We start from the raw sequence: 26,833 nt of genomic DNA, 5'->3' as shown, positions 1-26,833 counted from the left end.
GCCGTAGTGGTCGGACCACCTCGCTGGTTAGACTTCGGCGCACCGGCGACAGGAGGAGCGGTGTGGACGAGACGGCGCCACAGAAGGGCACGGTGACGCAGCGCGCCATCGAGCGGATCAAGGCGATGATCGCGGAGGGCCGCCTGGAGCCGGGCCAGCGGCTGCCCACGGAACGGGATCTCGCCGCCCAGCTGGGCATGTCCCGCAGTTCCATGCGCGAGGCGATCCGCGCGCTGACGGTCCTGGGCGTGCTGGAGGCCCGGCACGGCTCCGGCATCTACGTCACCCAGCTGGAGGCGGGTGACCTGCTGGAGACGTTCGGCGTGGTCGCCGACCTGTCACGCGGGCCGCGGCTCGTGGAGCTGCTGGAGGTGCGGCGGGTACTGGAGTCGACGGCGACGGCGCTGGCCGCCGCGCGGATCACGGCCGATCAGCTGGCGGAGGTGGAGAATCACCTCACGGCGATGAACGCGACGGACGATCCCGAGGAGATCCTCGCGCACGACCTCGCGTTCCACCGGGTGATCGCGGGGGCCGCGGGGAACGACACGATGGCCGCGATTCTGGAGGGGCTCTCGTCGCGGACGTTCCGGGCGCGGGTGTGGCGGGGGTACGAGGAGGAGGGGGCGTTCGACAGGACGCGGCGGGAGCATGCGGCGATCCACCGCGCCCTCGTCGCCCGGGATCCGGAGGCGGCGAGGGCTGCGGCGGCTGCCCATGTCGGTGAGGTCGAGGAGTGGTTGCGCGCACAGCTCGGCACCTGAGCGGACGCGCCCCGAAGGGGCGCGGGGGGTACCCCCCGCCTTCGGCTGGGGGAGGAACTGCGCGACCAGTCCCCACGCACCCGCAGTCGTCACACCGCATGGAGCGCTCCGCTGGAAGTGCCGCGAAATGCCGTCGGTCGACTGCGGCGCCGTCGTGGCTGGTCGCGCAGTTCCCCGCGACCCTGACGGGGCTTCAGACTCGCCGGAGTCGCAAAGTCACCAACTCGAAGGGGCGCAGGCGCAGTCCGACACGGTTGCCGACGTGCTCCGGTGCGTCCGGGAGCGGGCGCTCCAAGAGGTCCGTAGCCGTGACGTCCGCGACCTCGAAGCCTGCGGTCAACGAAGCGCGGGCCCTGCCCCCGTGAGCCTCGTGGCAGCGGACCACCACGTCGCCACTGCCGTCGTCGGCCAGTTTCACCGCGGTGATGACGACCGCGTCGTTGTCGACCGTGACCAGCGGAGCGACGTCGTCGGCTCCCGTCACCCGGCGCTCCGGCAGGTTGATCCGCCAGCCCTCCCGGACCGCGTCTCCGATCCCCGCGCCCGGTACCAGTGCGTGCCGGAAGCGGTGGAGGCCCTGGTCGGTCTCGGGGTCGGGAAAGCGGGGGGCGCGCAGGAGCGAGGCCCGGACCGTGGTCGTCGTACCCTTGTCGCCGTCCGTGCGGACGCTGCGCGTGACGTCGTGGCCGTACGTCGAGTCGTTGACGATCGCCACGCCCCAGCCCGGCTCCTCCAGGTGGACGAAGCGGTGGTTGCAGGCCTCGAACTTCGCCGCCTCCCACGAGGTGTTGGTGTGGGTCGGGCGGTGGAAGTGACCGAACTGGGTCTCGGACGCGTACCGTTCGGCGTGCACGTCCAGGGGGAAGGCCAGCTTCAGGAACTTCTCCGTCTCGTGCCAGTCGACCTCCGTGTCGATCAGCAGCCGACGCTCCCCCGGTGCCAGCGACAGCACCTGGGTGACCCGGGACGAGCCGAAGGACCGCACGATCCGGACGCCCTCCTCGCCGGCCGTCAGCTCGTCGGTCTGCGTGAGGTCCGTGACCGCGTTGCGGTAGAAGGCGTCGACGTCCCAGGCGTCCCACATGTTCGGGAAGTCCGGATGGAGCTGGAGGAGATTGGCGGCCGTGCCGGGGGCGATGGTCTCGCGGTCGGCGTCGAGATCGTAGGCGGACACGACGAGGCCGCGGGCGTCGATCTCGATCCGCAGCAGGCCGTTGGCGAGGACGTGTCCGCCCTCGGGCCGGTCCGACACGGTCACCTCGCCGGACGGCTGCTCCTGCGCCGCGCCTCCGGCGGGGACGCCGCCCCTGCCGTGCGGTGCCGCGTTGAACAGCAGCGGCCGGTCGCCCTCTCCCGCCAGGGCCCGCTGGGCCGCGTCGATGATCCGGTCGAGTTCGGTCGCGAGCCGCTGGTAGGTCGCCCTCGCCTCCCGGTGCACCCAGGCGATCGACGAACCCGGCAGGATGTCGTGGAACTGGTGGAGCAGGACCGTCTTCCAGATCCGGTCCAACTCCTCGTACGGGTAGGGGAATCCGGTGCGTACGGCCGCCGTCGCCGCCCACAGTTCGGCCTCGCGCAGGAGGTGTTCGCTGCGCCGGTTGCCCTGCTTGGTCCTCGCCTGGCTGGTGAGGGTGGCGCGGTGCAGTTCCAGGTAGAGCTCGCCCACCCAGACGGGCGGGTCCGGGTATTCGGCCTCGGCCTTGTCGAAGAACTGTTCCGGGGTCTCCCAGACGACCGTCGGCGAGCCCTCCAGGTCCCGGGCCCGGGCCGCCCTGGCGACCATCTCGCGGGTGGTGCCGCCGCCTCCGTCGCCCCACCCGGTGGGTGCGAGGGAGTGCCGGGCGCGGCCCTTGTCCTTGAAGTTGCGGGCCGCGTGGGCGAGTTCGCTGCCCTTCATGGAGCAGTTGTAGGTGTCGACGGGCGGGAAGTGCGTGAAGATCCGGGTGCCGTCGATGCCCTCCCACTGGAAGGTGTGGTGCGGGAACTTGTTCGTCTGGGACCAGGAGATCTTCTGGGTGAGCAGCCGGGTCGAGCCCGCCGCCCTGATGATCTGCGGGAGTCCGGCGGCGAAGCCGAAGGTGTCGGGCAGCCACGCCTCGTCGTTCTCGACGCCGAACTCCTCGAGGAAGAACCGCTTGCCGTGCACGAACTGACGGGCCATCGCCTCCGAGCCCGGCATGTTGGTGTCCGACTCCACCCACATCCCGCCGGCCGGCACGAACCGCCCCTCGGCGACCGCCTTCTTCACCCGCGCCCACACCTCGGGCCGGTGCTCCTTCACCCACGCCCACTGCTGGGCCTGGGACATGGCGAACACGAAGTCGGGCTCGTCCTCGATGAGGGCGGTCATGTTGGCCGTGGTGCGGGCCACCTTCCGGACCGTCTCGCGCAGCGGCCACAGCCACGCCGAGTCGATGTGCGCGTGCCCCACCGCGCTGATCCGGTGCGCTGAGGGCACGGCGGGGGTGGAAAGGACGTCGGTGAGGCGGGCACGGGCCTGGGCCGCCGTGCCGTTCACGTCCTGGAGGTCGACCGCGTCCAGGGCCCGTTCGACCGCGCGCAGGATCTCGTGGCGGCGCTGCGCGTCGGCCGGCAGCTCGGCCATCAGCTCGCCGAGCACCTCCAGGTCGATGACGAGCTGCCACACGGTCTCGTCGAAGACGGCGAGATCCATCCTGGTGAGCGTGTACTGCGGTTCGTGCCCGGCGGTGTCCTTGTCGCCGAGCCAGGTGGGCCGGAACGGGTGGTAGTCGAGGATGACGGGGTTGGAGGCGGCCTCGACGTGCAGCCGGACCTGTTCGCCGCCCTCGACGGGGGCGCCGACGCGGACCCACTGGTTGCGCGGGTTGAGACCCTTCACCGGGGTGCCGTCGGGGCGGTAGACCAGGCCCTCGCACTGGAAGCCGGGCATGTTCTCGTCGAAGCCGAGGTCGAGCAGGGCCTCCACGGTCCGCCCGGCCCACTCCGCGGGGACGGTTCCGGTCACCCGGAACCAGCTGGTGCCCCACGGAGCACCCCACCGGGCGCCCACCGCGATCGGCTCGGGCTCGGCCGCGAGCCCCTCGTCGACCGGCACGGGCTCGCCGGGCGCGTGCCACACCGCGACGTCGAGCGGCACGGACTCGGGGTACACGGCGGGGCGGATGCGCTCGTCGAGGACGCGCCTCAGGCGGGCTTCGACCAGGCTGCGGTCGTCATGCATGTGGGGTGCTCCGTTTGTTGGTTACCGGTTACCAGGTGTGCGTGACGGTCACGGGGTCCGACGAGGTGTACAGCTCCCCTACCGCGCGCACTTCGAACCGTGCCGTCGTCTCGCCCTGCTCCGGCTGGAGGCCGGTCAGGAAATAGGCGCGCTGGCCGGTGGCGCCGAGGAAGCGCCGGGTGCCGTCGGGGAGGAGGCGGTGCAGGGTGTAGTGGCGCACGGCGCCGGGGGCCGTGCCCCAGGCGAGGCGCAGGTTTCCGCCGTCAGCCGCGGTGATCTGCGGGTCTGCGGGAGCGGCGGGGGTGTTCGTCCCCTCCCGTACGGCGATTCCGCCGAGCCGCCACCGGACCGGCCCGTCGGTCGCCGTGAGGCGGACGCCGAGGGCGTGGACCGTGCCGGAGAGTCCGGTGAGCGGGACGGTCGCGGTCGACCAGCCGTCGCCCGGGTCCACCGGCAGATAGGTGTACGGCGGTGCCGTGCCGGCGCTGCCCGGCTCGGCGGTGGCGATGGCCAGCTCGACGTCCACACCTCCAGCGTCGGTCCGGTACGTCAGCTCGACAACCGTCTGTGCCGTGATCGGCAGCCGGGTCGCGTACAGGTCCAGCACCACGGGCTGGTCCAGGGCCCCGTCCACCAGGACGCTGCTGCCGCCCCGCCAGGCGTCGGCGAAGTCGAAGGTCACGGCCGGCCGGGTGCCGGCCGTCCGTACCGCCCAGCGCCGGGACGGGAGCCGGTCCTGCAGGCCGAGGTGGTTCCAGGCCGTGTCCGAGGTGACCTCGCCCTCCTCGTACCAGCGCAAGCCGTGCCCGGTGTTGAAGACGCTCGCGAACGGCACCGCCGACACCGTCGACCGGTCCGCCACCGACACGGCCGGCGCCCGCCACGGGTCCGTGCTGTCCGGCCGGGTCGGGTCCAGTGACCGCCCGGTCCAGAACCGGTCGTCGGCGGCGTGGAAGTCGCCGGGAGTACGGCTCGCGGGCAGGTGGTTGCGGGTCCACTCGGGCCGGTAGAAGCCGACGGACGTGATGTGCGCCGAGCCGCTGGGCACCATCGCGTCCCAGTTCACGGAGGCGTTGGAGCCGTTGGACTCGACGTCCACCCCGGCCCACAACTCGTAGCGGCTGCGCCCGAGTTGCACCGCCTTCGTGCCCGACGACGCGAGGGTCGAGGCACTCCACCGGAAGTCGACGAACATGTCGTCGGCGGCCTGGAAGAAGGCCTGGTTCTGGCTGTTCAGCGCGCCCTGCCAGCTGACAGTGCCGTTGACGGTCATCGCGTCGTACCAGGTGACCCGCTGTCCCCGGGCCGCCGCGAGGGATTTGAGCTCGGTGACGAAGCCGAGCATGGCGGTGCCGAGGGCGGTGTTGCCGCCGCCGGTCTCGGCGTTCACGAACCAGCCGTCGAAGCCGTAGGCGGCGGCCAGGGCGACGAGCTGGGCCGCAAGGGGGTAGTGGCCGGTGGCGTCGGTCTGGACCAGGTCGCGGGTCCACTGGAGCTGGCCGCCGTAGGCGGTGGGCGGCAGGAAGATGTTGCCGAGGACGGGTACGCCGTGCCGGTGGGCTGCGTCGACGATCGGCGCGTTCGGGGCGAGGATCAGCCCCTCTCCGGCCGAGCCGCCCCAGAAGACCAGCTCGTCGAGGTAGGCCCAGTGGGTGAGGGCGTAGTAGTCGGCGGTGGCCGAGCCCTGGGAGGGGTTGCTGGACGTCGGTCCGAAGGACACCAGCGCCTGGATACGGGCCTGCCCGGACCGGGCGGTGGTGTTGGCGGGGGTCGGGGTGAAGCGGGCGGCGAGCGGTATGGAGGCCGCGTTGAAGGCGAGGTCGGGGTCGCCGGCCGCCGTCCAGGCCTTCAGGCTGCGCCAGGTGATGCCGGTGCCCGGGCTGCCGGACGGGAACGAGTCCGGGTAGAAGTAGGAGGCGTACGGCGGGGTGGCCGTGGTGGCGGCCTCACCGGCCTGCTGGGTGGCGGCCATGGCGGGGGTGGGTAAAAAGGCGGCCGCTGTGGCGGCGATGAGGACGGTGCGTCTGCTGGGGTTCACGAGCGGGTGCCTCCTTGTGGGGTGGGGAGTACCTGGTCGGGGGTGACGACCTCGGTGATGCCGCGCGCGGTGAGATGGTCCCGGTCGGCCGCGTGGGTGTCGAGGACGGTGGTGGGGCGGGCGCCGTCGGCGGCGAGCCGGAACCAGGCGTCGAAGACGGGTCCGCCGGGGGCGTTTTGGGAGCGCAGGGCCGGGTCGGCGGGCACGACGAGCGCCGTGCCGCGTGTCCGCGCCGCCGCGGGCTCGGCTGCCGCGAGGACGTGGGCGATGTCCTTCGGCTTGCGGTCGTTGGTCAACAGGCCGAGCCCGTATTCGAGTTCGGGGAAGTCGGCGAGGCTCCGGCTGACGTCGTGGGAGCACCACCAGGTGATGCCCCACAGGTCGGGGCAGTCCAGGACGGCGGTGATCGTCGCCTCGGCGAAGGCGGCCGCGTGCTCGGCGGGGATCAGCGGCGCGGGCGCGCCCACCTCCTGGAGCCAGACGGGCCGGTGCGGGTCCTCGGCCCAGGCCTTGCTCAACTCGACCAGATAGGCGGCGTGTTTCTCGGTCTGCAGGGCGGCGCGGCCGTGCCGCTGGGCGGTGCCGTCGAACACCCACGAGTGCACGGCGGTGACCGCGCCGAGGCGGGCGGAGTGGGCGGGGGTGAAGGGCTGGTCGTCCTGGTACCAGGCGGCGTCGTAGGAGGCGTGCAGGTGCAGCCCGCCGGGGGCGCCCTCGGTGCAGGCGGCGAGCAGCCGTACGAGCCACTGTTCCGCGTCCGCTTCGCTGATCCGGTCGGGATCGGGGTGCGGGCCTGCGGCGAACTGGTTGACCTCGTTGCCGATGGTCATCCCGATGAAGTTGGGCCGGTCCGCGAGGGCCGCGGCGAGGGTGCGCAGGTAGGCGGCCTCGCCCTCGACGACCTGCGGATCGGTGAAGAGGTTGCGCCGGTGCCAGGTGCGGGTCCAGGCGGGCAGGAAGTCGAAGCTGCTCAGGTGCCCCTGCAGGCCGTCGACGTTGACGTCCAGGCCGCGCTCGGCCGCCGCGTCCGCGAGGGCGACGAGCTGCTCGACGGCGCGCGGCCGGATCAGGGAGCGGTTCGGCTGGAAGTAGGGCCACAGCGGAAAGACCCGGATGTGGTCGAGCCCCAGCGCGGCGATCGAGTCGAGGTCCGCGCGTACCGAGTCCAGGTCGAAGTCGAGCCAGTGGTGGAACCACCCTTCGCTGGGGGTGTAGTTGACGCCGAAGCGCACGGCAGGAGGCATGCGTATTCCTTGCTGGCGATTGACGGGGGTCAGCCCTTGACGGCTCCCTCGCCGACGCCCCGGAAGAAGTACCGCTGGAGGCAGGCGAACAGGGCGATGAGCGGGGCCACGGCGATCACGGTGCCGGCGGCGACGAGGCGCTCGTCGTTGGCGAAGGTGCCGTGCAGGTAGTTGAGGCCGATGGTGAGCGTGAACCTGGAGGGGTCGCTGAGCACGATGAGGGGCCACAGGAAGTCGTCCCAGGCGCCCATGAAGGCGAAGATCGCGACGACGGCGACGGTGCCCCTGACCGACGGCAGGGCGATCCGCAGGAACCGCTGCCAGACGTTGGCGCCGTCGACGTAGGCCGCTTCCTCGATCTCGTAGGGCAGGTTGAGGAAGGCGTTGCGCATCAGCAGCACGTTCATGGCGCCGATCGAGCCGGGCAGGACGACGCCGATCAGGGTGTTGTTGAGGCCGAGTTCGCGCATGGTGGTGAACTGGGCGATGATGATGCCCTCCACCGGCACGAGCATCGCGAGGATGAAGACCAGGGTGGCGATCCGGCGGCCCCGGTAGCGCAGCCGGGCCAGGGCGTACCCGGCGAGTGCCGAGCCGACGCAGTTGGTCACCACGCTCGCGCTCGCGACCTTCAGGGAGTTGAGGGCGTAGTCCCAGACGGGGATGGTGTCGGCGACCCGTCGGTAGTTGTGCAGCGTGGGGTGTTCCGGCAGGAAGCTGGGCGGCGAACTGAAGATGTCCTCGGTCGGTCCCTTGAGCGAGGTGGACAGCTGCCACAGGAACGGGCCGACGGTGACGGCCAGGACGAGCAGCAACAGGGCGTAGCGCAGGACCAGTTCGCCGATCCGGATGCGGCGGCCGTGTTCGTCGGTGACGCGCGCCTCCTTCGCCGGGGGCACGGTCCGCACGCGTTCCTCGGTGACGGTCATGTCCGCTCCCTCCGGTCGGCGCGCAGCACGAGGAGCATCAGCGCCACCGTCACCACGAAGACGACGACGGAGAGCGCCGAGGCGTAGCCGACCCGGCCGGTCAGTCCGGTGCCGGTCTGCTGGACGAGCATCACGAGGGTGGTGTCCTCGCCGGCCGGGCCGCCGTCCGGGCCTGCCAGCAGGTAGACCTCGGAGAACGTCTTGAAGGCGGCGACCGAGGAGAGCGCGGCGACCAGCACCATGGTGGAGCGGACGGCGGGCACGGTGACGGTGAGGAAGCGCCGGACCGCTCCGGCGCCGTCCACGGCGGCGGCCTCGTGCAGCTCGCGCGGAACGTTGGCGAGCGCCGCCAGATAGATGATCATGTAGTAGCCGAGACCCTTCCAGACCGTGACCGCCATCGCGCTCAGCAGGAGCAGCCACTGGTCGCTGAGGAAGCCGACCCGGCCGATCCCGACGGTCTCGAGGAGCGAGTTGACCAGGCCGCGTTCGTCGAGGAGCCACACCCAGATGAGGCCGACCACGACGACCGAGGCGACGACCGGGGTGTAGAAGGCGGACCGGAAGAAGGTGATGCCGGGGATGTTCTTCTGCACCAGCAGGGCGAGCAGCAGCGGCAGGACGACGAGGGCGGGCACCACTCCCACGATGTACAGGGTGCTGTTGCGCAGGCCGGTCCAGAACATGTCGTCGTGGATCAGCTCACGGAAGTTGGCGAGGCCGACGAAGCGGCCCGGGACCAGGGTGCGGCGGTCCGTGAAGGAGTTGACCACCGTCGAGACGAACGGGAAGAGCACGAAGGCGCCGACGACCAGCAGCCCGGGGGCGGCGAACAGCCAGGGGCTGGTGGGCAGTTGGCGCCGCACGCGAGTCACGCCGGCCATCGTGTCGTCAGCCCTCCTGCTGGAGCAGGCGGTCGCAGGCCTTGACAGCGTTGTCAAGGGCCGCCTTGGGGCTCTCCTTGCCCTGCAGCGTCTTGGCGACCTCGTTGCGCAGCGCGGTCTTCATCTGGTCGCTGAACAGGACCGGCGTGTAGTTGACCGCGTTCTTCAGCGACTTGGCGGCGGCGATGCGCACCCGGGTCTCGTCGGTGCCGTCCTCCTTGGTGAAGTACGGGTCGCCGAGGGAGCCGGCGGTGCTCGGGAAGATGGCGACCTTCTTGGCGAAGGACATCTGGTTCTGCGCGTCGGTCACGAAGTGCGCGAAGGCGACGGCGGCCGCGGTGTGCTTGGTCCGGGAGTTGACCATCACGCCCATCACGTACATGTTGACGTGGCCGGTGCTGGTGATCTGGTCGGTGATGCCGATGTTCTTGTACAGGCTCGGCGCCTGCTTCTTGAAGTTGTCCAGGTCGAGCGCGCTGCCGGGGTTCATGGCGACGGCCCCGGTGAGGAACTTCTTGCCGGTGGACTCGGGGGTCGCGGTCAGCGCCTGCGGGTCGAGCGCCTTGGCGTCGTACAACTCCTTGTACTTGGTGAGCAGTTCGACGCCCTTCGCGCCGTTGAAGGCGAACCCGGTCCCCGCCTTGTTCATCAGCTGCGAGCCGTACCGGCCGAAGTCCTCGATCGTCGGCACGTTGGCGAGGGTGGCGACCTTGCCGCCGCTCTGCTGCGCCATCTTCAGCGCGTCGGCGAAGAGTTCGTCGTACGTCCCCGGCGGCTGCTCCGGATCGAGTCCGGCCTGTGTGAACAGCGTCTTGTTGTAGAAGAGCGGCCCGGTGTTCAGGTACCAGGGGAAGGCGTACGTCCCGCTGGTCCCCGGTATCCGATGGCTGGCCCAGGCGCCTGCCAGGTACTCGGACTTGTACTTGGCCGCCGCCTTGTCTAGGTCGAGGGCGAGGCCCGCCTTGGCGAGCGGGGCGACCAGGTCCGGCGAGACGTTGACGACGTCGGGGAGGGTGCCGCCGGCCGCGTCCGCGCTGATCTTGTCGGCGTAGCCCTCGGCCGGCTGGTCGATCCACTTCACATGGGTGCCGGGGTACTTCTTCTCGAAGTCCGCGACCAGGCCGTCGAAGTACGACTTGAAGTTGGCGCGCAGGTTCCAGGTCTGGAAGGTGATGTCGCCCTCGACCTTGCCCGAGGCGTCGGTGGAACCGCCGTCGTCGCCCCCGGAACCGCAGGCGCTCAACGGCAGGGCGAGGACGGCGGCAGCGGCGAGGGCGAAAGCTCTGCGGGAGATGCGCATGGTCCGTTGCTCCTTTGCAGCGGGGTCGGCCGAAGGTGCCGCGCCAGACCTTGCACGCCGTTTTGGCACCACGTCAATGGATTCGGCGCAGCTAAAGTCATTAGTGGCTCAAAACCCCTGCTCAGAAAGGTGTTACGAACGTATTGCCACGGATCGCTAATGCGCTTTAGGGTATGGCGACTCAAGCGCATTAGCAGGTCACGGTCCCGAGCCGAATGAGGAAGTGAGTTGGCGGAGAAACGCGTCCCCGCGCGCCGGCCGACGATGAAGGACATCGCGCGCCGCGCCGGAGTCTCCGAGAGCGCGGTCTCCTTCGCGCTCAACGGCCGCCCCGGGGTCTCCGAGACGACCAGGGCCCGGGTCCAGCGGGTGGCCGAACAGCTCGGCTGGCGTCCCAGCACGGCCGCCCGCGCCCTCTCCGGCGAGGGCGCGGCCACCGTCGGCTTCGTCCTCGCCCGCCCCGCGCACTCGCTGGGTGTGGACTCCTTCTTCCTCCAACTGGTCTCGGGCATCCAGGAGGTGCTCGCCGAACGCCATCTCGGTCTGCTCTTCCAGATGGCGGAGGACGTGGCCGACGAGTGCGCGGTCTACCGCCGCTGGTGGGCGGAGCACCGCGTCGACGGCGTCCTGGTCGTCGACCCGCGCGCCGACGACCCCCGCCCCGACCTCCTCGACGAACTGGGCCTGCCCGCCGTGGTGATCGGCGGCGCCCCCGACGAACGCCACCCCGAACTCTCCACGGTCTGGGCGGACGACGCGGCCGCGATGGCGTCGGTGGTCGACGAGCTGACCGGTCTCGGCCACCGGCGCATCGTGCACATCGCCGGCCTGCCCGGCCTCGCGCACACCCAGCGGCGGATCCGCACCCTGCGCGCCGAGGCCGAACGGCGGGGCCTGGGCGAGGTCCACTCGGTCACCACCGACTACTCCGACGCCGAGGGCGCGGCCGTCACCCGCCGGGTCCTGCGCGCGACCCCGCACCCGACGGCCCTGATCTACGACAACGACGTGATGGCGGTGGCCGGGGTCGCGGCGGCGGCCGAACTCGGCTACGCGGTACCGGACGACGTCTCCGTCGTCTCCTGGGAGGACTCGGCCCTGTGCCGCATGGTCAAGCCCTGGCTCTCGGCCCTCTCCCGCGACAGCACGAAGTTCGGCCGCACGGCGGCACGCGAGCTGACCGCCCTGCTGGACGGCGGCTCGGCCCGGGCGGTACGGGTGCCGGTGCCCCGGCTGACGGTACGGGGCAGCACGGGGGCGGCCGCTCGCTACGATGAGCCGTCTACCTGAGGTCTGTTACGGGGGAAGCCAGTGGACGAGGGCACGCGGACGACGGTCCCGGTCGACATCGACGGCCAGACGATCCTGATGTCGGTGGCTCCCGGCGAAGGCGTGCCGGCACTCCCCCTGGGCGAGGAACAGGAGATCGGCTGGCGCCGCCCCAGTCTCGACCCGGTCCTCGACGGCCTCACGGCGGTGGCCCGCGCGATGGGCACGCGGCTCCGGGAGACGGGAGCGTCGAAGGCGACGGTCGAATTCGGGTGCGACGTCTCCTTCGACACCGGGCAGTTCCTGGCGGTCGTGGGCAGGGCGTCGTCCAGGTCCACGTGGAAGGTGACCTTGGAGTGGACCACCGAGGAGGTCCCGGGAGCGTAGGCGTGGACGGCTGGAGGAGGCTGCTGGAGTCGGCGACCCTCGCACTGGACCTGCCCGGCGGGCACGCGGGGGGTACCGGGTTCGTGATCGCGCCCGGGGTCGCGGTGACGTGCGCGCACGTGGTGACCGGAGCCGACGAAGTGCGGGGACGCATCGGAACCGGGGCGGAGTTCACGCTGACGGTGACCGACGAGGACCGGCACCGGGCCGACAACGGACTCGACGTGGCCTTCCTGCGGTTCGACGCCGAGACGCCGTACGTGCTCACCTCCCCGGCCACCGCCCTCGGCGACCGGCTCCGGGCCTACGGTCACCCCAAGGGCCACTACCGTGCGGGCCAGTGGGCCGCGCTTGAGTACCAGGGCGACTCCCGCCTCGCGTTCGAGGACCCGATGGCCATGCCCCGGGGCTACGGCACCCCGGTCGGCGAGGGCTTCAGCGGCAGCCCGGTGGTGAACGAACGCACCGGCGCGGTCTGCGGGATGCTCGCGCGCTCCGACAAGGCCGGCAGCGCCCACATGGTCCCCATCGGCGAGATCCTGACCCGCTGTGCCGTGCCGCCGGCGCCGGTCACCTGGCTGGAGACGCTCACGGACGGCCAGGTACGGGCGGGAGGCCACCGGTATCCGGCCGCGCAGCTGCGGGACTATCTGGAGGCGGCACGCGAGGCCGCCGACGAGCACCCGTACGCCGCCCTGCTCACGGACGCGGGGGACGTGCCCCTGTCGGCGGTGTACGTCCGTCAGGAAGCCTCACACACCGAGGACCGGACCGCCGCCGACGGCCCCCGCGGCCGCCGTCCGTCCGGACGTGACGGCGCCGCCGCCGAGAGCGTGCTCACCGAACATCGCCACGTCCTGTTCACCGGCGGGGCCGGCAGCGGCAAGTCGAGCCTGCTGCGCCGCCTCGCGTTCACGGCGGCCGGCGCCTGGCTCGACGACCCCGGACAGGCCCCCTCGTACATCCCGGTCCTGGTCACCGCCGACCAGCTCGTGGACCGCCCGCTGCCCGAGGCCCTGGCGAACGCGCTGGCCCGCGACCTGCCCGGGCTGCGCCGCTCCCCCGTGCCGGAACTCTTCGAGTCCGCACCCATGCCGTCCGTCGACTGGCTTGTCTGCGTCGACGGACTCGACGAGGTGCTCGACCCGGAGGACCGCAGCCGGGTCATCCGCCTGATCCAGCGCTGGGCACGGGAAACCCATCTGCGGTTCGTGGTGGCGAGCCGGTCGCTGGTGACCGCGGAGATGAACCGGCTGGACGAGCTGGAGCGCTACGCTCTGCTCGAATTCGACCACGCCGAGGTCGGAGGACTCGTCCGTACCTGGTTCACGGCACTCCGCGTCGAGGACGCCCGGACGCGGGCGGACGCGCTCACCGAGGCCCTGCGTCAGGGTCGGCTCGCGGAGGTGGCGCGCAATCCGCTCTACCTGACGATGATCTGCGCGGTCGCCGCCGTACGGGACCTGCCCCGCAACCCCGCCGAGCTGTACGCCCGGTTCATCGGCATCCTCCGTGAGAAGGGGGCCCAGCGCCTCCGGCGCAGCGACCCGGGCCCGCACGGCATCACCCCGGACCTGCTGGAGCGGGTCTACGACGTGCTGCACCCCGTGGCCGAACTTCGCCAGGGCGGAGACGCGCGCCCCCTGCTCGACCAGGCGGCGGAGCTGCTGGCCGAGTACACCCCGCCGGAGACCGTGCTGCGCGCCCTCACCTTCACCGGCCTGATCCGGCAGCGCGGCGGCGCCCTCTACTTCCTCCACCACACCATCCAGGAATATCTGGCCGGGCACGCCCTCGCCGACCGCCTCAACCCCAAGGATCCGGAGGCCCTGCGGACGGTCCGCGGGGCGATCGCGGCCGAACGCCCCAACCTGGTGCTGTTCATGGCCGCCCGCTGGCACGAACAGGGCATGCCCATCGCCGAGTTCCTGCGCACCGTCGTGGACGGGGGCGGCTGGCGCGACCTGCTGCTGTGCGCCACGATCCTCAGCGACGAACTGGTCACGGACGAGGAGCTGACGGCGCGTTTCACAGGAGCCGTGCTCAAGCTGTACGACAGCGGAGTCCACGTCGGTGACATCCAGCCGGAAGCGGTGCTGGACCGGTTGTACGCGGTGCTCGCCCCGTCCGGCCTGGTCGCTGTCGTCGGCGATCCCGGTGTGGCGCACCGGGCACGGGTCGATGCACTGCGGCACCTGGTGGCGCGACGCACCGAAGGGGCCGCGGCGCTGGCCACCGCCCTGGCGGACGACCCGGACCTCCCGGCGGACGTCCGGGTCGACGCGGCCGAACTGCTGGCGTCGGCGGGCGACCACCGGGGGGCGTGCCGTCGCCTCACGGCCCTGGCCGAGGATTCCGGTCATGTGCCCGCGAGCCGGCAGAAGGCGGCCGTCGCCCTGCTCGCACTGGACACGGCAGCCGGAACGGCCTCGCTCGCGACGTTGCTGCGCACGGTGGACTTCCCCCGCTTGCACGTGAACGACAACCTGGGTTCCCTGTGGACCGACTCGTCCGAAGCGACTCTCTCCGTCCTGGCCGACGCGCTGGCCGACAACCCGGCGCTGGCGGACGATCCGCACACGCTCCGGGTGCTGCGGGCCATTCTGCTGGCCCCGGTGGCACCGCAGGCTCTCACAGCGCTGTGTTCGGATCCCGCCGTGCCCCTGTACCTGCGGCACTGGGCGACCAAACACCTGACCGACATGGAGACGAGGCGTCTCGTGTCCACACAGGTCGTCGAAGATCCCCGCTCGCCCGAGGGTGCCGTCTCCTACGCGGTGGGCTTCGTCGACGACGTGGCTCTCGTCGAGCGCACGGCACGGGACGGGCGCCTGCCCGAGCACGACCGGTGGGAGGCGGTCACCCGGCTGGTCCGGCTCGATCAACCGGCCCTGGCGCTGGACTGCCTGAACGGTCTTCGGACCGACCGCTGGAATGTGGGCCGGTGTGCGGAACTCCTGCGGGAGGTCGGGGAACCGGTCCGCTCCCGGCACCTGCTGGCGGAGGTGTTCGAAGATCCTCGGCTCCCCGTCGGGGAGCGTGTCGAACATGTCTCCGCGCTCATCGCACTGGGCGCGTCGCAGTCGCTGCGTACACCCCTGGTGGACCTCGCGGTGGACCCCGGGATCGGAGCCGCCGACCGGCTGGAGGCGGCGGAGGCGATGGAGGAGCTGGATCCGGCCGCGGCCGCGGAGCTCCTCAGCGGCATCGCGGCGGACGATGGGCTTCCCGGCGGTGCCCGGTTGGACGCGGCGACCATGCTGCTGAACTCCGGCGAACGTGCCACCGCTTCGACACTGCTGCGCCGTGTCGCCGAGGACCGGCGGGTGGGTATGCGGTACCGCATCGAGGCCCTGGAGAAGCTGGCCGAGGTCGACCTGCGCGCCGCGTCCGAGACCCTGCATCGCGTTCTCGACGAGGCCGGGCTGCCGGACGAGCACCTGTGGCGGCTGCTGTCCCTGGCCGACGCCATGACTCCGGAGGTGACCCTTCGCAGACGCCTGTACGCGATGCTCGACGACGAGACCGTCCCCACGGACTCCTTCCTCGACTTCGACGTCAACTGGGATTTCGACGACGCCGAAGTGGTGCCGCTGCTCCGGCGTGCCCTGTGCGCGGTCGCGGAGGATCCTGCGGCGGCTCCGTCGGCTCGCGCCCGGGCCTGCGAGAAGCTGCTCGGACTGGTTCCGTATCCCCGGTGGAAGGCCCTGATGGCCGGGGTCTCCCCGGACCGGATGCACTGTCTGGGTCTCCACCTGGCTCTCGGCGGCCACAGCAACTACGTGCACAACCCCGATCTCCTCCAGGCCCAGTCGTTCGTCGGCCAGGAGGAGAGCGTCGACGCTCCGGCGGGCACCCTCGCCGGAGTCGATCCCCGCGAAGCCGCGGCGTACTGGCTCGAGTCGCTGGCCCTGCGCCGCCCGGAAGCGGTCACACAGCTCGGCGATCTGTGGCTGCTGGTGCACACCGAGGCCGAGTCCGACCGGGTCCGGGAACACCTGCTGGCCTGGGCGCGGGACGCCGAGGCGCCGCTCGCGGAGCGGATCGCGGCGGCCCGGGTGGCCGCCGGGAATCCGGCCGACGACTGGTATCCCCTGGCCGCTGACGCCGCCGTCCCGCCCGAACTCCGCGTGGCGGTGTGCGAACGCCTCCCGGCGAGCGGCGCGTTCAACCGCGTCCCCCTCACTCGTGCCCTGGCCGCGGACACGGCCCACCCGGTCGGGGTGCGCGCCCAGGCCGCCGCCCTCCTCACCAAAGATCTGGGGGACGAGGGGCGTCGGATCCTCCTCGGCCTCTCCCACCCCGGCACCACGGATGCCGAGGCCCATCTCGCCGCCGCGTCAGCCTGGGGGGAGCTGGGCATCGGCTGCGAGGCGGAGTCCGCCTGCCTCAGGGTGCTGGACGACGGGCATGCCGGCGCCCAGCACCGGGTGCGCGCGGCCGGTGAGCTCATGCGCTGGCGCTCGGCGCGTGACGTGGCCAGGCGGACCCTGAGATCGGTGCTCGGTGCTTCGAACGCCCCGGTCCCGGTACGCATCGACGCGGCCCAGCGGCTGCTCGCCGCCCACGCGCCCGCCGATGCCCACCTGGGTCTCCTGCGACTGGCCTGGGAACCCGAGCCGACGCCCGCGGAGTTGTCACGTATCGAGGCCCTGCTGCCGGTCGACCTGCGGGCTCATGTCGGCGGTGTCGTCCGGTCGGACGGCTGACCGGTACAGCCCGAACTCCGCAAGCCGTGGCTCCGCCCGCGCCCCGGTGATCCGGGCCCGCCAGCGCCTGGCCCGTACCGGCTGCGCGAGCCGCAGGATCCGGCTCGCGCCCACCGTCCCGACAGTCGCGACCTCGGACCACGCTCCGTTCACGTGGGCCTCGACCACAACCGCCTCCACCTGCTGCCCGTACCGGATGTCCTCCGCCAGCCGGATCCGGTCGACCTCCCGGTCCCGGCCCAGGTCGGCCGTCACGCCCGACGGTGTCACCGCCCTGTGTGCGCCCCGTGCCAGGTCCTCCGGCAGTTCCCGGTCCACCCGCTCCCGGAACTCGCGCAGCCGGACCACGTCCGTGGCGTGCAGCAGGCCCGCCGTGTCCGGCGGCACGTTGAGCAGGAGTACGGCGTTGCGGCCGACCGAGCCGAAGTAGATCTCCGTCAACTCATCTACGGATTTGGGCTGTTGGTCGGCGTGGTAGAACCAGCCGTCCCGGATGGACACGTCGCACTCGGCCGGCCACCACTGGAGGTAGTCGGTCTTCGGCAGGGCCGCGACCAGGGCGGCCCGGCTGCCCTCGTCGGCGGTGTCGTAGGACAGGGCCCAGTCCGTGCGCCCGTACTGGTTCTCCTTGACGGGGATGACGCTCCACTCGTCCTCGCGGGCGAGACCGCCCTCGTTGCCGACCCAGCGCAGGTCGGGGCCGGTGACCGCGATCGCCGCGGCCGGGGCGAGCGAGCGCACCAGCGCGTACCAGCTGTCCCAGTCGTAGTCCTCCACCTTGTCCGGCGGGATGTGTCCCTGGGCGCCGTCGAACCAGACCTCGTCCACCGGGCCGTACTCGGTGAGCACCTCGTAGAGGGTGTTGAGCATGTGGGCGCCGTAGTCGGTGGCCTCGAGGGTGAAGGAGCGGAACGGGGAACGGTCGTCGCCGTCGACCGGGGTCGGGATCGTGCGGGGCGAGCGTGCGCTGCCGTTGGCGTAGACGCCGTGCAGGTACTGGTTCTCGTCGGCCGGGGAGATGTACACGCCGACCTTCAGGCCGTACCGGCGCACGGAGTCGGCGAAGGAGCGCAGCACGTCCCCGTTCCCGTTCTCCCAACTGCTCGATGCGACCGAGTGTTTGGTGTACCGGGAGGGGTAGAGGACGAAGCCGTCGTGGTGCTTGACGGTGAGGATCGCCAGCCGGAAGCCGCCGTCGCGCAGGGCGCGGGCCCACTGGTCGGTGTCGAGACCGGTGGGCTGGAAGACGTCCGGGTCCTCGTCGCCCGTGCCCCACTCCAGGCCGGTGAAGGTGTTGACGCCGAAGTGCAGGAACGCGGTGCGTTCCAATGCCTGCCAGGCGATCTGCCGTGCGGTGGGGCGCACCTGGGAGGCCTTGCGGACCAGGTCGGCCTCGGTGTCGTCGGGGCCGACCGGGATGCGGGACCGGTCACGGTCCGCGGTGGCGGCCGCCGGGAAGGCCGGAAGTCCGGCCGTCATCGCCACGGCCGCCGCAGAGGCGACGAAGACGCGTCGTGAGAGATCCATGGGCGTGCTCCTCGGGTCAGGAGAGGTGCCAGAGGGCGGGGGTGCGCTGGTCGGGCGGGTACTGGACCACCCGGCCGTCGGCCGTCACGGTCAGCGCCATGCGGGTGATCGCGTTGACCAGGTGGTAGCCGGTTGCCGTCGGCTCCAACTCCCAGCGCTGCAGGGTGTTCCCGCTGTCGCACGGCTGCCAGGTGGCCGCCACCCCGGGCTGGAGCGGGGCATTGAGCGTGAGCTTGCCGCCGCGGATTTCCAGGCAGTCGTCGGCACTGCGCAGGGTCGCGTAGCCGTCGGCGGTGCGCCGGACCTCCGCCCGGTACGCCACCCCGACCGTCCCGAGGGTGTACGTCCCGTCCGGTACCGGCACCTTGGTCAGGTCCCGCAGGCCCGGTGCGGGTCCGACCGCCGTGCCACGCGCGGTGAACTCCGCGTAGGTGGCGTCAGGATGCGGGTCGCCCCAGGTGGCCTGGGCGATATGACGCAGGGCGGGCCACAGTTCCGCGGCCACCTCGTTCTCGGTCTCACCGCTGCCGTTGTCCGGCCAGAGGCTGATCTTCGCGCCGGTGACGCCGTCGGCGGAGACGAGTTTCTCGCCCTCGAAGGAGCGGGGATCCCAACTCTGGTCGTAGAGCGCCTCGGTGTCGCTGTGGAAGCCGCCGCGGACGAGGTAAAGGGAGTAGGAGGCGTTCATCACCGCATAGTCCTGGGCGATGAGTTGGCTCGGCTTCACGGCCACGTTCAGCCAGTGCTCGACGGTGGTCCCGGTGGCCACGGGGACGGTGTTGGCGCCGGTGAGGCCGTCGTTCCAGATGCGCAGGTGCCGTCCCTTGCTCGCCGCGTAGGCCTCGACTCGGTTGACGAAGTCCACGTAGGCGTCCTGCGGGGTGGCGTCCGGGCCGTACTTGCCCTGCGCGTAGCTGAGCATCTGCGGGTACTTGGCGTAGTCCGAGCCGAGCATGTACTCGTCGGCGCCCATGTGCCAGGACTTCGCCGTGAAGACCTGGACGTACTCGTCCATCAGGCTCGTGTAGTAGTCGAAGGCGGCCTGCCGGGTGACGTCGAGCCGGGCGGGTTGCTTGTTGCCGTCGGAGTCGGTCAGTTGCAGGTCGGGGCGGTTCTCGATCCAGGGGTCCATGTGGCCCGGGGAGTTGATCTCGGGGATGATCTCGACGTGGTAGCGGTCGCCGAGGGCGACCAGCCGTCGTATCTCGTCCTTGGTGTAGTAGCCCCAGGTGTTCGCCTCGGGATGGGCGTCGCTCTTCACCTTCAGCTCCAGGAGCAGCTGGTTGAGCTTGTGGTACGCCATCTCGCGGACCAGGTTCTCCAGCCAGGGCAGGGAGACGTGGATGTAGCAGGCGCAGACGCCGACGCCCCGCTCGCGGTAGCGCGGCACGTCGGTCGTGTGTCCGGCGGGGATCCGGTCGCCCTGGGCGAGGAGTTGGAGGAGGGTGCGGGTGCCGTAGAACGTGCCGGCCCCGGTGGCACCGGTCACCGACAGCCGTCGGCCGGAGCTGAGTTCGTAGCCCTCGCTGCCCAGGGTGGGCCGTGCCGAGGGTCGGACGTCGATGACGATGTCGCCGGGCCGGGAGGCGCCCGTGACGACCGGGACCACGCCGTGTCCTGCCGCCCGGAGATCGTCGGCCAGGGTGTCGGCGACCTTGCGCCCGGCGGGGTCGGAGGCGACGAGCCGGGTACCGGAGCCGAACCTGTAACTCCCCTGCTCCGGCGTCCAGTCGGCCAGCGCGGGCAGGGTGATCGGCGTGGCCGTCCGCCGCTCCTGCGCGGCCGCCGGGGTCGGCGCCGTCAGCAGCGTCAGTGCCGCCACGGCTCCGAGCAGGCGTGCCGCTCTCCTGCGGAGTGCCTCAGCCATGCCACTCGACCTTGAACACCCACACGTGCTGTCCCGCCCGCCGGGCCGCCTCGGGCACGTCGATCACCAGGGCACCGTTGGAGACCGTCCAGGTCAGGGGCCGGCCGTGGCCGAGCATGGTCACCTTGTCGCCGGCGCGGATCGGCACCGGGGCCTCGACGGTGAGCCTGGCGCCCGGCCGGGTCAGGGAGTGGATGTAGAAGGCCTCGTCCGGGCGGACGGTGAACCGCAGGTCGTCGCCGAGCTGGGCCATGCGCGACCAGTACGTGGTGCCGTAGATCGCCTCGCCGTTGACGGCGAGCCAGCCGCCCGTCTCGCGCAGCCGGGTCTGCATGATCTCCGGGATGGTGCCGTCGGCGCGCGGGCCGATGTCCAGGAGGAAGTTGCCGTTCTTGGAGACGATGTCGACGAGGCTGTGCACGACCTCCTCGGTGGTCATGTAGGCGTCGTCCGGGGTCTCCCGGTTGTAGCCGTAACTGCGGGGGTCGAGGCCCCGGCTGGCCTCCCACTTGGCGACGACCGTGTCGGCGTACGTCGTGTACTCGGGCGTCGTGTAGTCGTGGAAGCCGATGCCCGAGCGGTCGTTGACGGTCACGTCGACGGGGCGGGCGCGGTTCTTGGCGTGGTTGAAGTACTCGGCGAGGACATGGACGCTGTCGTTGGCGCCGCCGATGTCGCACCAGATGATCTCCGGGTCGTAGCCGTGGATCAGTTCCAGCATCTGCGGGGCCTGGTAGTCCCGCACGAAGTCCTTGCCCGGGGTGTAGCCGGTGTACGGCAGCGGGTCCAGGGTGTACGGGTTGCGCGGGGCGTGGCCCATCCAGGGGCTGTCGGGGTTGAACCACTCGGGCATGGAGAAGTAGAGGCCGCGGTGGAGTTCGGGTGTGTACCGCCTGGACGCGTCGAACAGCTCCTTGACCAGGTCCCGTTTCGGGCCGAGCCTGACCGCGTTGCGGTCGGAGACCTTGGTGTCCCACAGGGCGAAGCCCTCGTGGTGCTTGGAGGTCAGCACGTGGTACTGGGCACCGGCGTCCCGGAACAGCTCCACCCAGGCACGCGGGTCGAACTTCTCGGCCGTGAAGCGCGGGATGAAGTCGTCGTAGGCGAAGTCCGCGCCGTAGGTGTCCCGGTGGTAGGCGTACGTCGGGTTGCCCGGGTCCTGCATCTGGTCCCAGTACCACTCGGCGTACTGCACCCCGACCGGCGCCCACGCGGGCACCGAGTAGACACCCCAGTGGATGAAGATGCCGAACTTGGCGTCGTTGAACCAGTAGGGCGCCCGGTGGCCGGCCAGCGAGGTCTCGGTGGGCTGGTAGTCGGCGGTGCCGAGTGTCAAGGTGCCCCTGTGCACGGTGACTTGGGTGCCACGGCCGTGCACGGTGACCGTGCCGTCCCGCTCGGTGCCGGGCGCGGTGCCCGTGCGGTTGCGGATGCCGACGCGGACGCGTGCCTGTTCGCCGGGGTCGAGGCGGCGGATGCGGGCGGGCTCGACGGTGCGGGCGCCGGGGACGTCGACGCGTACGGACACCGCGTCGCCCGCCAGGATCGCGACGGTGCCCGCGTTGACGACGGTGGCCTCGACGCTCTGGGCGCCGGTGGCGTCGAGCAGGGAGCTGGTGGACCGGGTGTCGCGCAGGGCCAGCGCCCGCCCCTGGGCGACGGGTTGGAGGGAGAGCGCGAAGACGTGCAGGGCGGTCCTGCCGGCCTCCGCCGGGTTGGTGACCGGCAGGGTCAGGGCGACGGCCTCGCGCCGCGGGTCGATCCACACCTCGGAGGTGCCGATCCCGACGCTGTGCCCGTCCTTGCCGCCGTCCGGCTGGTAGCGGTACGGCGCCGACAGCGGCCCGCCCGCCGAGTACCAGTCGCCGCCGCTCAGGCCGCCGGTGCTGGTCGTGCCGTCGGCGTAGTGGACGGTGGCCGCGCCGGAGGCGTTTCCGTAGCTGCCTGCGGTGAGGAAGAGGGCCGACAGATAGCGGCCCTTGGGGAGGTCGATGCGCTGGCCCAGCGCGACGACGTTGTTCCCGGCGCCCGCCGTGGCGGCCGGGAAGTCGAAGGGGATGCCGTCGACCTCGACCCGTCCGGCCGGGAGTTCCTCGCCCGGGAACGTGTAGCCGGAGCCGTCGAAGTCACCGCCCCGGGCGGCGGCGGTGTCGATGCCATCGTTGTCATAGAGGGAGTCGAGGGGTACGGGAATGGGTTCGGGGACGGGCGCCCAGGGCGGCACGGCCCCGGCCTCGGCCTGCTCATCGGCCGCCCCGGCGGCGTGCGCCTCGGCCGGCACGGCGAGGGGCAGGGCGGCCGCCGCGGCGGCGCCCGCCGCGATACCCAGGACCTGACGTCTTGGACAAGGAGACATGCTCATTGCGCGGCTCCATTCATCGGATGTCTGATGATTGAGCGGGCCCAGAAGTCTGTCAATGGGGCGTGCACCAACGAGAGTTGACCCAGTGGTCGGATGACCAGGGAGGAGAGCACTGATCACGGCGGCCGCCCCGAGGCGGATCCGGTTCCCATGAGCAGGAGCCGGGACTCTCGACGTGGAGCCCGCGGCCGGGCAGAGTGCCCTTTCGTACCGACGAGCAATCCGCACGCACCCCGAGGAGCGCCCGTGACCGACTGGGCCGGCCGGACCGCCGCCGAGATCGCCGCCGCCGTACGCGAGAAGCGGGCCACCCCCCGGGAGGTGCTCGCGGGGCATCTGGAGCGGATCGACCGGCTCGACGGACGGATCGGCGCGTTCCGCAAGGTCCGGGCGGAGGCGGCGCAGGCGGAGGCGGACGAGGTCGCGGCCCGTGCCGACCTCGCCGAACTCCCCCTCGCCGGAGTGCCGTTGGCGGTGAAGGACAATCTGGCGGTGCGCGGCGAGGCACACCTGGACGGTTCGGCCGCGCTGCCGGACACGCCCGCCGACGCGGACCATGTCACCGTGGCGCGGCTGCGGGCGGCGGGCGCGGTGGTCATCGGGCTGACCAACGTGCCCGAGCTGTGTGTCTTCGGCACCACCGAGGGGGCCCACGGCGTCACCCGCAACCCGTGGGACACCCGGCGCAGCGCGGGCGGCTCCTCGGGCGGCAGCGCGGCCGCGGTCGCCGCCGGGCTGGCGCCGATCGCCCTCGGCAACGACGGCATGGGCTCGCTGCGGATCCCCGCGGCCAACTGCGGTCTGGTCACCATCAAGCCCGGGTTCGGCGTGGTGCCGGCCGGGATCGGCAACGGCGACTGGTTCGGCATGTCGGAGAACGGGCCGCTGACGACCACCGTGGCGGACGCCCGGCTGATGCTCTCGGTACTGGCGGGGAAGGAGTTCGAAGCCGCCGGTCAGCGCACCCCGCGGAAGATCGCCGTCTCGCTGCGCAGCCCGTTGGTCGGCGTGACCGTCAGCAAGCCGTATACGAACGCGGTGACGGAGGCAGCCGGGCTGCTGGCGGGCGCCGGACACCGGGTGCGGCGCGCCGAGCCGCCGTACCCGGCGTCGATCGGTGTCACCGCGCTCCGGCACTGGACCGCCGGGACGGCCGTGGACGCGGCCGCCCTGGACCCCGCCCTGCTGGTCCGGCGGACCCGGGTGCACGCGGCCATCGGGCGCCGCTTCCTGCGCGGGGTACAGGTGGGCGACGCCCGCGAGCGGCTGCGCGCCCGGCTCACGCCGTTCTTCACCGAGCACGACGTGCTGCTCACCCCGGCACTGGCCCGCCACGCGCCGAAGGCGGCCCCCTGGCACGAGCGGGGCTGGTTCCGCAACGCCCTGGCCGGTTCCAACTACTCCCCTCTGACCCCGGCCTGGAACCTCACCGGCTGGCCGGCGATGTCGGTCCCGTTCGGCACGCTGCCCTCGGGCGCCCCCTGCGCCGTACAGCTGGTGGGCCGGCCAGGGTCGGAGGCGGTCCTGCTGGAGGTGGCCCAGCAGCTGGAGACGCTGCGGCCGTGGCAGCGGACGGCGCCTGTCGACTGAGCACGCACGTGGAGGCGCGCGATGCGCCGTCGTCCTCGGTGCGGCCGGCCGGCTCGCCCGCCGTGGCAGGTGTCGGCGGCCGCTGCTTCGAGGACCGCGCGGAGGCCGGGCCGGTCACCGTCACAGGGCGCGGTACATGATGTGCAGGCCGACCGGTCCGTGCTTCGGGTGGTCGAAGGCCTGCGGGACCGTGCCGAGGACGGTGAAGCCCAGGGAGGTCCACAGGGCCACGGCGGGGTTGGTCTCGACGACGGCGTTGAAGACCATCGCCCGGTAGCCGTGCGCCCGGGCCTCGGCGAGGACGTGCTCGGCGAGTGCGCGCCCGATGCCCCGGCCGCCCTGGTCGGGATCGACCATGAAGCCGGCGTTGGCGACGCTCGCGGCGGGCCCCCCGTAGTTCGGGGTCAGGTAGGCGGAGCCGACGACGGCTCCGGTGGGGTCCTCGGCGACGTAGACACGCTTCGCCGGGCTCATCCACAGCGCGCGGGCCGCGTCCTCCGAGGTGTCGGGGTCCCATCCGTAGGTCTCGGCGGCGGCGACGATCCGGTGCCAGAAGGGCCAGATCTGCGGCCAGTCGGCCGCGGTGGCTTCTCTGATCAGCATGGGCGTGAGTCTCGCACGCCCATGCGCGTCGGCGATCGCGACGGACCGACCCGCCGGTCAGTCCACGCTGGGCAGGATGTGGGGCTCGGCGAGATCCTCCTCGTAACCCGCGAGGCGGATCGGGGCGGACCGGGCCCACACGTCGAGGCTGCCGAGCTGTCCGGGCCGGGTGCCCGCGCGCTCCGTGCGTTCCTTGGGGCGCTGCTCGCGATTCGTCTTCTCCGGTGTCACCGCGCACTCCTTATGTGTGGGTCACCCTCGGGGCGTGCCGGACAGTCTGCGTTCCGGTGCTTGGCGCCCGCTCGGGTCTGGGTTGAAGGCCAGTTCGGACGCGGTGGCGCCGGTAACTCACAAGAGAGCAGGCCGCTGTCGACCGGCTCGTCCCGGGACGGACCGTGGGTGTGGGTGGGACCCCTTGGTGCTGTCCGTCCCCTATAGATTAACCAAATGAGCAGGGGTCCGCTCGATAGGGAGTGCAAACAAGGTGTAACTATCTCGAGTCGCTCCGCATATCGGCGAGTCGCGAATGCACCTTTTCGTAACATGATGCGCCGTTTATGCCCCGCTCGCTCGCGTGCCGGCCCGCGTGCGCGAGCTCCATCACCGGGCCGCGGGGCGGCCGCCGCCGAGGCCGACCCGGGGCGGCTGTCCGGGGACCGCCGGACGCGCTGATCCGCGGCCCGGCTGCCAGCCGGGCGAGCGACGTGGCGACCGGCCTCGTCCCGGCCGCCCCGGTCCGCTCGGGCCGCTCCCGACGCACCCGTCCCGTAACGCCCGTCCGCTCACCGACAAGTAGTGAGTGAAGGCCGGCCCCGAGCCGGGGCGGCCCTCGTCCACCGGGCGGAACGGCCGCCCGGGCGGGAACCCGACGAGTCCAGAGGGGCGGTCGCGTGCACGCAGCGAGAGATCCTGCCGCGTTCGAGGAGTTCTACCGGCGCCATGTCGAGGGCGTGACCCGGTTCGTGGCGCGGCGGATCGCCGACCCGCACCTGGTCGCCGACCTGACGGCCGAGGTCTTCCTGGCCATGCTCGACTCGGCCGACTCCTACCGCCCCGGCCGGGGCAGCGAGACGGCCTGGCTGTACGGGATCGCGCGCAACATCGTGTCGGTCGAGTGGCGGCGGGCGGCCCGCGAGTCACAGGCCGCCGGCCGCTTCGCGGGGCGCCGTCTGCTGGAGCCGGACGACGTCACCCGGCTCGAGGAGCGCATCGACGCCGAGGCGGCCGCGCGGCGCCACCGCGAGGCACTGGCCGGGCTCCCGGAGGGTGAACGGGCGGTCGTCGAACTCGTCGTCGTGGACCAGCTGACCGTCGCGGAAGCCGCCGCGGCGCTCGGCATACGCCCGGTCGCGGCACGCGTACGACTGCACCGCGCCCGCAAGACGCTGCGCGCCGCGGCCGGGCCCGCGGAACAGCCGGGCGGATCGTCCGGCTCCGGCACGGATTCACTTTCGTATGTGAGGGGAAACGCATGAACGCGACATTCGAGGACCGGTTGCTGGCCGAGCTCAAGGCCGAGGTGGTACGGCGGGCGGCCGAGGCCGGGCCGGTGACCGTCGTACCGCGCCGCGTGGTCACCCCACGCCGGGTGGGCGTGGCGCTGGCCGCCTGCGGAGCCGCGGCGGCGGTCGCCGTCGTCCTGCCGGGGTCGGGGACCACGAGCGCGTTCGCGGTCGAGACGCACCCGGACGGCACCGTCACCTTCACCCTGCAGGACGTCGCCCTCAGCGGGCCCCAGCAGCAGGACCTGATACGGAAGCTGACGGACGCGGGCGTGTACACCCAGGTGAACAAGGTGCCCGCGGGGCAGCGGTGCGCCCTGCCCGGGGATCTGCGGCCCGGTGACGTGATCGTCGGGGTCGACCCCGGCCCTGGTGCGCCGGCCGACACGGGCAACGGTCCGATGGAGTGGCACCGCACCCTCCACCGGGGCGACACGGTGCGGATTGACAACGGCGTCCGCCACTCCGTCGTCTACACCTTCATCCGGGGCAAGGCGTCCCCCTGCCGGCTGGAGCCGATCGACTGAGCCGCCTCCGGCCCGGGGGGGGGGGGGGGGGGGCCCCCGGGGGGGGGGGGGGGGGCCCCCCCCCGGGGGGGGGGGGGGGGGGGGGGGGGGGGGGGGCAACCGGACCAGATCGGCGGGGGCGGGCCACAG

18 protein-coding genes are annotated in these 26,833 nt (G+C 71.9%); 7 read left to right on the top strand and 11 right to left on the bottom strand.

Annotated elements, in window-relative coordinates; all coding sequences use genetic code 11:
- Window positions 1-62: 62 nt before the first annotated feature.
- Window positions 63-764: a FadR/GntR family transcriptional regulator gene (locus ACZ4UV_RS38730; RefSeq protein ID WP_467844530.1), complete on the top strand. Its 702-nt coding sequence runs from the start codon at window positions 63-65 to the stop codon at window positions 762-764.
- A gap of 193 nt (window positions 765-957) precedes the next feature.
- Here the strand turns inward: ACZ4UV_RS38730 and ACZ4UV_RS38725 are convergent, their stop codons facing one another.
- Genes ACZ4UV_RS38725 through ACZ4UV_RS38700 form a run of 6 tightly spaced genes read right to left on the bottom strand, consistent with a single transcriptional unit; the run spans window position 958 to window position 10,361 of the window.
- Window positions 958-3,966, bottom strand: coding sequence for an alpha-mannosidase (locus tag ACZ4UV_RS38725; RefSeq protein WP_467844527.1), 3,009 nt, complete (start codon window positions 3,964-3,966; stop codon window positions 958-960).
- Between the two features lie 28 nt (window positions 3,967-3,994).
- Window positions 3,995-6,004, bottom strand: a complete 2,010-nt coding sequence (locus ACZ4UV_RS38720; protein WP_467844524.1) for an endo-beta-N-acetylglucosaminidase — start codon at window positions 6,002-6,004, stop codon at window positions 3,995-3,997.
- Entirely contained in the window at window positions 6,001-7,248 is a 1,248-nt protein-coding gene (locus ACZ4UV_RS38715) for a glycoside hydrolase 5 family protein (RefSeq protein WP_467844521.1), read from the bottom strand. The genes ACZ4UV_RS38720 and ACZ4UV_RS38715 overlap by 4 nt, the downstream gene beginning before the upstream one ends.
- Window positions 7,249-7,277: 29 nt before the next feature.
- Window positions 7,278-8,177, bottom strand: a complete 900-nt coding sequence (locus tag ACZ4UV_RS38710) for a carbohydrate ABC transporter permease (protein WP_451018704.1) — start codon at window positions 8,175-8,177, stop codon at window positions 7,278-7,280.
- Window positions 8,174-9,061 (bottom strand): carbohydrate ABC transporter permease, encoded by an 888-nt coding sequence (locus ACZ4UV_RS38705; RefSeq protein ID WP_451018705.1) that lies wholly within the window; start codon window positions 9,059-9,061, stop codon window positions 8,174-8,176. Before ACZ4UV_RS38705 ends, ACZ4UV_RS38710 begins: the two co-directional genes overlap by 4 nt.
- A 7-nt stretch (window positions 9,062-9,068) precedes the next feature.
- Window positions 9,069-10,361: an ABC transporter substrate-binding protein gene (locus tag ACZ4UV_RS38700; protein WP_467844517.1), complete on the bottom strand. Its 1,293-nt coding sequence runs from the start codon at window positions 10,359-10,361 to the stop codon at window positions 9,069-9,071.
- 264 nt (window positions 10,362-10,625) lie between these two features.
- On the opposite strand from ACZ4UV_RS38700, the gene ACZ4UV_RS38695 reads away from it, so the two are divergent.
- The 3 genes from ACZ4UV_RS38695 to ACZ4UV_RS38685 are packed head-to-tail and all read left to right on the top strand — an operon-like array spanning window position 10,626 to window position 16,726.
- Window positions 10,626-11,651: a LacI family DNA-binding transcriptional regulator gene (locus tag ACZ4UV_RS38695; RefSeq protein ID WP_467844808.1), complete on the top strand. Its 1,026-nt coding sequence runs from the start codon at window positions 10,626-10,628 to the stop codon at window positions 11,649-11,651.
- Between the two features lie 21 nt (window positions 11,652-11,672).
- Window positions 11,673-12,017 (top strand): CU044_2847 family protein, encoded by a 345-nt coding sequence (locus ACZ4UV_RS38690; protein ID WP_451018707.1) that lies wholly within the window; start codon window positions 11,673-11,675, stop codon window positions 12,015-12,017.
- Window positions 12,018-12,019: 2 nt separating this feature from the next.
- Window positions 12,020-16,726, top strand: coding sequence for a trypsin-like peptidase domain-containing protein (locus ACZ4UV_RS38685; RefSeq protein ID WP_467844514.1), 4,707 nt, complete (start codon window positions 12,020-12,022; stop codon window positions 16,724-16,726).
- Here the strand turns inward: ACZ4UV_RS38685 and ACZ4UV_RS38680 are convergent.
- The 3 genes from ACZ4UV_RS38680 to ACZ4UV_RS38670 are packed head-to-tail and all read right to left on the bottom strand — an operon-like array spanning window position 16,655 to window position 22,476.
- A complete protein-coding gene (locus tag ACZ4UV_RS38680) occupies window positions 16,655-18,253 on the bottom strand; it encodes an alpha-L-fucosidase (protein ID WP_451018709.1) in 1,599 nt (532 codons plus the stop codon). The genes ACZ4UV_RS38685 and ACZ4UV_RS38680 overlap by 72 nt on opposite strands.
- A 16-nt stretch (window positions 18,254-18,269) precedes the next feature.
- A complete protein-coding gene (locus ACZ4UV_RS38675) occupies window positions 18,270-20,120 on the bottom strand; it encodes a family 20 glycosylhydrolase (protein ID WP_451018710.1) in 1,851 nt (616 codons plus the stop codon).
- Complete coding sequence (locus ACZ4UV_RS38670; protein ID WP_467844805.1) at window positions 20,113-22,476, bottom strand: alpha-L-fucosidase; 2,364 nt, start codon at window positions 22,474-22,476, stop codon at window positions 20,113-20,115. Before ACZ4UV_RS38670 ends, ACZ4UV_RS38675 begins: the two co-directional genes overlap by 8 nt.
- 252 nt (window positions 22,477-22,728) lie before the next feature.
- Here ACZ4UV_RS38670 and ACZ4UV_RS38665 point away from each other — a divergent pair, with 252 nt between their 5' ends.
- Window positions 22,729-24,072, top strand: coding sequence for an amidase (locus ACZ4UV_RS38665; RefSeq protein WP_467844510.1), 1,344 nt, complete (start codon window positions 22,729-22,731; stop codon window positions 24,070-24,072).
- A gap of 120 nt (window positions 24,073-24,192) precedes the next feature.
- On the opposite strand, the gene ACZ4UV_RS38660 is transcribed toward ACZ4UV_RS38665, so the two are convergent.
- Both ACZ4UV_RS38660 and ACZ4UV_RS38655 read right to left on the bottom strand, forming a co-directional pair.
- The gene (locus ACZ4UV_RS38660; RefSeq protein ID WP_390041353.1) at window positions 24,193-24,675 is read right to left on the bottom strand and encodes a GNAT family N-acetyltransferase; all 483 of its coding nucleotides are present in this window, start codon (window positions 24,673-24,675) and stop codon (window positions 24,193-24,195) included.
- Window positions 24,676-24,732: 57 nt separating this feature from the next.
- A complete protein-coding gene (locus ACZ4UV_RS38655; RefSeq protein WP_107436349.1) occupies window positions 24,733-24,906 on the bottom strand; it encodes a hypothetical protein in 174 nt (57 codons plus the stop codon).
- Between the two features lie 659 nt (window positions 24,907-25,565).
- On the opposite strand from ACZ4UV_RS38655, the gene ACZ4UV_RS38650 reads away from it, so the two are divergent.
- Together ACZ4UV_RS38650 and ACZ4UV_RS38645 are read left to right on the top strand one after the other, a co-directional pair.
- Window positions 25,566-26,150 carry an RNA polymerase sigma factor gene (locus tag ACZ4UV_RS38650; RefSeq protein ID WP_451018712.1) on the top strand — a complete coding sequence of 195 codons (585 nt, stop codon included), beginning with the start codon at window positions 25,566-25,568 and terminating at the stop codon, window positions 26,148-26,150.
- Window positions 26,147-26,704: a hypothetical protein gene (locus ACZ4UV_RS38645; RefSeq protein ID WP_467844506.1), complete on the top strand. Its 558-nt coding sequence runs from the start codon at window positions 26,147-26,149 to the stop codon at window positions 26,702-26,704. Before ACZ4UV_RS38650 ends, ACZ4UV_RS38645 begins: the two co-directional genes overlap by 4 nt.
- Window positions 26,705-26,833: the final 129 nt, after the last annotated feature.

Source organism: Streptomyces sp. NPDC028289 (genome assembly GCF_055565975.1).
The sequence above is the reverse complement of the archived record's forward strand: the minus strand, read 5'-3'. Positions and strand labels throughout refer to the sequence as shown.

Coding starts and splice junctions, on each gene's coding strand:
- ACZ4UV_RS38675 (WP_451018710.1), bottom strand. CDS start 20,120: ATGGCTGAGGCACTCCGCAGGAGAGCGGCACGCCTGCTCGGAGCCGTG.
- ACZ4UV_RS38680 (WP_451018709.1), bottom strand. CDS start 18,253: ATGGATCTCTCACGACGCGTCTTCGTCGCCTCTGCGGCGGCCGTGGCG.
- ACZ4UV_RS38710 (WP_451018704.1), bottom strand. CDS start 8,177: ATGACCGTCACCGAGGAACGCGTGCGGACCGTGCCCCCGGCGAAGGAG.
- ACZ4UV_RS38660 (WP_390041353.1), bottom strand. CDS start 24,675: ATGCTGATCAGAGAAGCCACCGCGGCCGACTGGCCGCAGATCTGGCCC.
- ACZ4UV_RS38715 (WP_467844521.1), bottom strand. CDS start 7,248: ATGCCTCCTGCCGTGCGCTTCGGCGTCAACTACACCCCCAGCGAAGGG.
- ACZ4UV_RS38670 (WP_467844805.1), bottom strand. CDS start 22,476: ATGTCTCCTTGTCCAAGACGTCAGGTCCTGGGTATCGCGGCGGGCGCC.
- ACZ4UV_RS38725 (WP_467844527.1), bottom strand. CDS start 3,966: ATGCATGACGACCGCAGCCTGGTCGAAGCCCGCCTGAGGCGCGTCCTC.
- ACZ4UV_RS38705 (WP_451018705.1), bottom strand. CDS start 9,061: ATGGCCGGCGTGACTCGCGTGCGGCGCCAACTGCCCACCAGCCCCTGG.
- ACZ4UV_RS38645 (WP_467844506.1), top strand. CDS start 26,147: ATGAACGCGACATTCGAGGACCGGTTGCTGGCCGAGCTCAAGGCCGAG.
- ACZ4UV_RS38700 (WP_467844517.1), bottom strand. CDS start 10,361: ATGCGCATCTCCCGCAGAGCTTTCGCCCTCGCCGCTGCCGCCGTCCTC.
- ACZ4UV_RS38695 (WP_467844808.1), top strand. CDS start 10,626: ATGAAGGACATCGCGCGCCGCGCCGGAGTCTCCGAGAGCGCGGTCTCC.